This is a genomic window from Leptospira borgpetersenii serovar Javanica, from assembly GCF_003046425.1.
In the GTDB taxonomy this organism is placed as follows: Bacteria; Spirochaetota; Leptospiria; order Leptospirales; family Leptospiraceae; genus Leptospira; species Leptospira borgpetersenii.
Map to the genome: position 1 here is coordinate 1 of NZ_QAJG01000022.1, position 5,000 is coordinate 5,000.

A 5,000-nucleotide genomic window follows, 5' to 3' on the forward strand; every position below is an offset into this window, starting at 1 on the left:
TTGACAGGAGACAAAATCTCATTTCGAGAGAATTACAATTCGAACCAAACCCAATGACAAACAAATATCCATATTATGTAAAAGAATAAAAACCACCCAGATCAAATTCGTCTGAGCGTAATCAACAAACCGGATTCGAATCCAAAGAAGAGATCCGGATATCCAACCGGATGTATGATGAGAAGACTCATGTCTATCAATGGATTGTAAAAGAAATTCCGAAATTAAGATCCGGTTGATTCCTATTACGCAACTGTTAGGTTTTGGGTATTATTGTTGATTTAAGAGATTCTAAACAACTCGAACGGTTGCAGATTTCTGAATATGGAATTTTATATATCACTTGTGGTTCCGTTTTAAAACGCGATTTTCAGAAAGAAAAATTTCTGGAATTGATGACTTGCATATTGAAGGATACATCCCGATAACTTGTTTCGAAAGAGGAAAATTTGTTTTTTAAAAGAATGTTATCGCTTGTTTTTCCAAATGAGTTTTTTCTACGGATCGGATTGTGGCGTTCTTGCTCTAATTGGAACGAAAACAAAATTTCTCGAGAAAGGAGCAGGCCAGGCTTGTTTCGCGAAAAGGCCTTCGGCACAAATTTTTCTTACGGAAAAAGTTGTATGGCTATCGCCTTCAGTTGTCTCTAACGAAACAACTGCTTCACATCCTTAGCGCAATGTTAAGAGCAGCGGAATAATTGTATTCTATATTTTGAATGTGTTTACGAAAACGCTGCTCGTATTGAATTTTTGTGTAATGAAGACGTGCGCTATTTTCGCTCAATACGCATTATGCGCTATCGAATGTTCGTTGTTTACGGAAGATTTGTGGGAATATTTTGCGATTGATCGAAATCGAATTGACCCTTCGTTAGATTGAGAGAAATATTGGCCTCTATGTCCGTTCTTCATATTTTGTCCAATGTCTATAATGCGAAAAAGTTAAAGAACCTGTTTCCGAAATTTACGATTGTTTCGATCGACGACTACAATTTGTATATGGGACCGCTCTCGAGTTTTCCGGAATGTCTTTTCTATTTGGCCGAAATGCTTTTAAACGGTCGAACGCTTTAGAAAGAATTTGAATGGATTTCCGACGCAATAAACGCTTTCGAAAAAAAATCCGATCTAAAAAAACGGAATCGGTAATCGCTTGGCAGAATGAGTTCACGAACGATCAAATCTTTCTGCGTATGGTATGTTGGTTCTTGCGCGATTACGAAGGTTCGGTGAAGGTCGTCAACGTGAAGAATTGGTACGATTGGGAGAATTCAAATCGTACGAAAATTCTTACCGAATATAAGGCATCGAATTTAAGCTGCGATTTGGATCTTCAGGACCGCAGTCGTTATTCGGATGAGTATGTGAGATCCGAGACCGAAAAGAAATGCTGCGTGAATTCAAAGAAGGAAAGGTTGTTTTTTTATCCGTCGATTACTATGATTCGGATATTTTGTTTCTGGTAACGAAGGAATGGCAAATGGCGATTCGAGTCGTAGGAAAGTGTTGATTTAGCAGTTTGATCTCGGCATTACTTTTGAAATAAATATAAAGTATCGTATTCCATTTTACTAAAGAACATTTCGGATATATCTTCTATTTTGATTTTTTGAATCTTTTTTAGTTCGAAGTTTTCCTCTTCTATCGTTCCGTCGTACCAGTGCAGCAAAAGTCCGAATTCTTTCGATATTTGTAACCAATCGTTAATAAATTGATACCAGAAGCCTCCTTCGGATAGATTGTGATTCTTATAAGAATCAAATTTTACGGAATTCTTGATTTGATAGGCGTTTCTTTCTTTAACCCAGCGGTTGATTTTGGATTGGGACCAGCCTTTTCTTTTGAGTTTATCCGTGTCGGATTTGTGATCTTTTTTCTTGTTACCGTTCAAACTTCCCAATTCGGTTCCACAATCGCAGATCTTTAAAGTTGGTCGGAAATATCTACGGCGGTTCGGGATCTGCTTTAAAATCCAAGAATTTAGAATTTCATTAAATTGTAAATGATAACGATCCAGCGTTTTCTTTGCTTTTTCAATATCGACTTGGTCGGGAAATGTGGACGTGATGTAATAACACATTTTGAAATCTCGCGTTAATCCGCTCCGTTGCGTTTAAAGAAAAGCTGAAGCATTTTTCGTACCTGCACCGGTGCGACTCCGTTCCCGAAAAATTCCCCGTCCACCCAAATTTCAAAGTGAAGATGCGCGTTATCTGTAATCCCTTTCGCTTCTTCCATAAGACCTGAGTTGCCGATTGTCCCGATCACTTCCCCTCGTTTTACCTTGTTTCCTATTTTTAGATTTTTTCGAATCGAAGAAAGGTGATTGAAACTAGACATTACGCCGTGTCCGTGATCGATCCAAACCTGTCTTCCTCCGAAATCCTTTTCGACGTAAGTAACCGTTCCTTTTTGGGATTGGGATGTGTGATATTCGTAGTCCGCTGAAGTCATTGGAAAATACGAATGATCCGCGCGAACTATAACGCCGTCAGCCGGGGAAACCGCTTCGTCTTGGAAATTTAGATTTCGGATTTGACCGGATGGTTCTTTTTTTTTGTATATATCGATTCCTTTATGAACTCCGTTTCGATAGACACGGGGAGCGTTCGGAAGTTGAAAGTCTAAGCTCGGAATCAATCCATCGGGAACGGGAAAAGTATAGCCGCGAAGTCTGGGCTCGATTCCGTTTAATAGCTGTTGATTCAGAAAAAGTTTTAGATCGCTGATCACTACGCCGTGATCCGTCGTATCTGGAAAGTAAATTCTCAAGACCGAGGCATCCAAGTTTTCGAGTTTATGGAAGTTGTGCAGCTTTACGTCCTGATTTACGAATATAGTTCTCCAGTCGTCTCGGATCAAGACCTGAACTTCGTATTTTTTTGCCGCTCTTTCTTTTCTAAAAAGGGGGACTGTGATTTCCAGGCCATTGATAAGTCTTTTGGATCCGAAATCAACGATGATCCATTCCGAACCGGAACGATTGGTGGAATACCAATGGGTGTTCGAATCGGAATCGAATAGGTTAAATCCGCCGTATTCGGATGAAAAAGAGGAGGATACCGAATAACTGAAGGGTGTCGTAGTCCATCTACCGAAGTCGATAAAGTCCGTTTCGGAGCCGAGATTCCCGTATGAGATCGAAGTCCCGATTATGGAAGTGAAAGTGAAAAAGATCGAAAATCCGAAAATTATAATCGAATTTTGTAATTTAAAAATATTAGACATGGAAGGGTTTGCCCGGCTCCGATTCGAGTCCGTTTGTTTTTTCGATTTCCCAGGAATCTAAATACGTTCCGATTTTTTGAGTTAGATCCGGTCGGAGAGCGATCGGCGAACCGTTTGCATCTGCATACAAAGATCTTCTACCGAAAAACCTTCCGCTTATTTCTTCCGGCCAAGGTTTTTTTTCTCCGTTTCCTTTCATTTTCCAAGCGATAAGAGCGTTTTCACAAACCGTTTTTAGTTCTTCCGGATTTGCGGAAATTCCGTGATCCGGTCCGTCCAGATTCCGATCCAGTGTGAAATGTTTTTCGATCATACACGCTCCTAAGGAAACGGCGATCGAGGCGGCGATATTTCCGATGGTATGATCCGAAAAACCCACCGGAAACGGATAAAGGTTTTTGAATGTTTCTATTACTTTGAGATTCGTTTTTTCCGGAGGCGTTGGATAAAGAGAAACGCAGTGTAAAAGACAGAGTTTGTCCGTTCCTTCTTTTTCTAAGAATGAGATTGCCCGATTCACTTCGAAAAAATCTGCGGCACCCGAGGAGAGAATCACCGGAAGTTTCGATTTTGCGGTTTCTAAAAGAAGGGTTTTGTTGGTTATATCTCCGCTTGCAATCTTGATCGCGGGAACTTTAAGACTTAAAAGAAGATGCAAAGAATTGACACAAAGAGGGGTGGAAAAAAAAAACAGGCCTTCGTCTTCTGCGGTTTTTTGAAATTTCCTATGCATTGTTTCGGATAATTCATATTTTTTGAATATATCCACGAGAATCTTCGCGTCCGGATTGTGGACGTCGATAAATTCTTCCGTAACATAAGATTGAAATTTTACGACTTGTGCCCCGGCCTTTTTTGCGGCGGCGATCGTTTTTTTGCCGATCTCTTCGTCGTTGTTGTGATTTAACCCGATTTCTGCGACGACGATCGGAGGGGATTCGGAGCCAACGTATAGTTCGGATGCGATTGAAAATTTTTTTAGAAAGGTCATGTTTTACTTCGTATTTTTATTCTTTGGGGGATATATAAGATTTCGGCTCATTAACTCGTAACTTAAGTTCCAAAATGATTTTGCTTTCCGATGGTATATTTCGCATTGTACCGGGTCGTTCTTACATTCTTCCGTTTCCCCAATTCTTGGAACGATAGAGAAAGAGGAATTGCGAACCTTATCCGTAAAACTGTAAAAGATCCAATTGTTTTCGATCCAGCCGAAAAGATTTCCGAAAGCAAAATAGGCGACTCCGCCGGAAATCCGTTTATCCAAAAGATTTCTCCCCATCGCTGAGAATTGAACTTTTTTACCGACGATTCCAAGGATGGTCGGAATGACATCGAGTTGAGAGGAAATTCTTGGATCGACTCGAGAAGGGATTCTTCCCGGAGAATAGATTAGAAAGGGAACGTTTCTATCTTCGAAATAATCCAGATTCCTGTGATGTGTATGGTCTCCCACAAAAATAAAAACCGTATCTTTGAAGTAGGGAGCTTTTTTTGCTTTTTCCAGAAAGGAGTAGATCGACTTATCCGCATAGCGATATACGTTGAAATAATCCGCTTCCTCAAGTGAGGAAGAAAACACCTCGTCTTCTCGGGAAGGAACCTGATAGGGATAATGAGTGGTTAAGGTCAAAGCAAGCGCTAAAAATGGCGGTTCTTGTTTGATTATAATTTCGTGTAATTCGTTTAACAAATCTCCATCGTAATAACCCCAAGGACCGGGTTTGTATTTTTGAAGGGTATCAAAGTATTCCTGACCGAGAATCGTAT

The 5,000-nt window shown here is 40.2% G+C and carries 5 protein-coding genes and 2 pseudogenes (1 of these 7 running past the window's edge); 3 read left to right on the forward strand and 4 right to left on the reverse strand.

What is annotated here, in order from left to right; all coding sequences use genetic code 11:
- The 3 genes and pseudogenes from CLV95_RS19485 to CLV95_RS19495 all read left to right on the forward strand — a co-directional run.
- Window positions 1-89, forward strand: a pseudogene (locus tag CLV95_RS19485) (DUF1564 domain-containing protein); the annotation flags it as partial.
- Window positions 90-1,087: 998 nt separating this feature from the next.
- Window positions 1,088-1,189 (forward strand): annotated as a pseudogene (locus CLV95_RS19490) (DUF1835 domain-containing protein); the annotation flags it as partial.
- A gap of 200 nt (window positions 1,190-1,389) precedes the next feature.
- Window positions 1,390-1,512 carry a DUF3658 domain-containing protein gene (locus tag CLV95_RS19495; RefSeq protein WP_002733907.1) on the forward strand — a complete coding sequence of 41 codons (123 nt, stop codon included), beginning with the start codon at window positions 1,390-1,392 and terminating at the stop codon, window positions 1,510-1,512.
- Window positions 1,513-1,533: 21 nt separating this feature from the next.
- Here CLV95_RS19495 and CLV95_RS14735 read toward each other — a convergent pair whose 3' ends face one another.
- The 4 genes in view from CLV95_RS14735 to CLV95_RS14750 are tightly spaced (at most 14 nt apart) and all read right to left on the reverse strand, a layout consistent with a single transcriptional unit that may run on beyond the window.
- Entirely contained in the window at window positions 1,534-2,082 is a 549-nt protein-coding gene (locus tag CLV95_RS14735) for a hypothetical protein (RefSeq protein ID WP_002733790.1), read from the reverse strand.
- 14 nt (window positions 2,083-2,096) lie between these two features.
- Complete coding sequence (locus tag CLV95_RS14740) at window positions 2,097-3,230, reverse strand: peptidoglycan DD-metalloendopeptidase family protein (RefSeq protein ID WP_002730844.1); 1,134 nt, start codon at window positions 3,228-3,230, stop codon at window positions 2,097-2,099.
- On the reverse strand, window positions 3,223-4,221 hold the full coding sequence (locus tag CLV95_RS14745; protein WP_002730849.1) for an N-acetylneuraminate synthase family protein: 999 nt from the start codon (window positions 4,219-4,221) through the stop codon (window positions 3,223-3,225). The genes CLV95_RS14740 and CLV95_RS14745 overlap by 8 nt, the downstream gene beginning before the upstream one ends.
- Before the next feature lie 3 nt (window positions 4,222-4,224).
- Window positions 4,225-5,000: the final stretch of an LTA synthase family protein gene (locus CLV95_RS14750; protein ID WP_002733854.1), read on the reverse strand. It continues 1,192 nt past the right edge of the window; only the last 776 of its 1,968 coding nucleotides appear in the window; the start codon falls outside the window, past its right edge — the gene reads right to left on this strand; the stop codon is at window positions 4,225-4,227.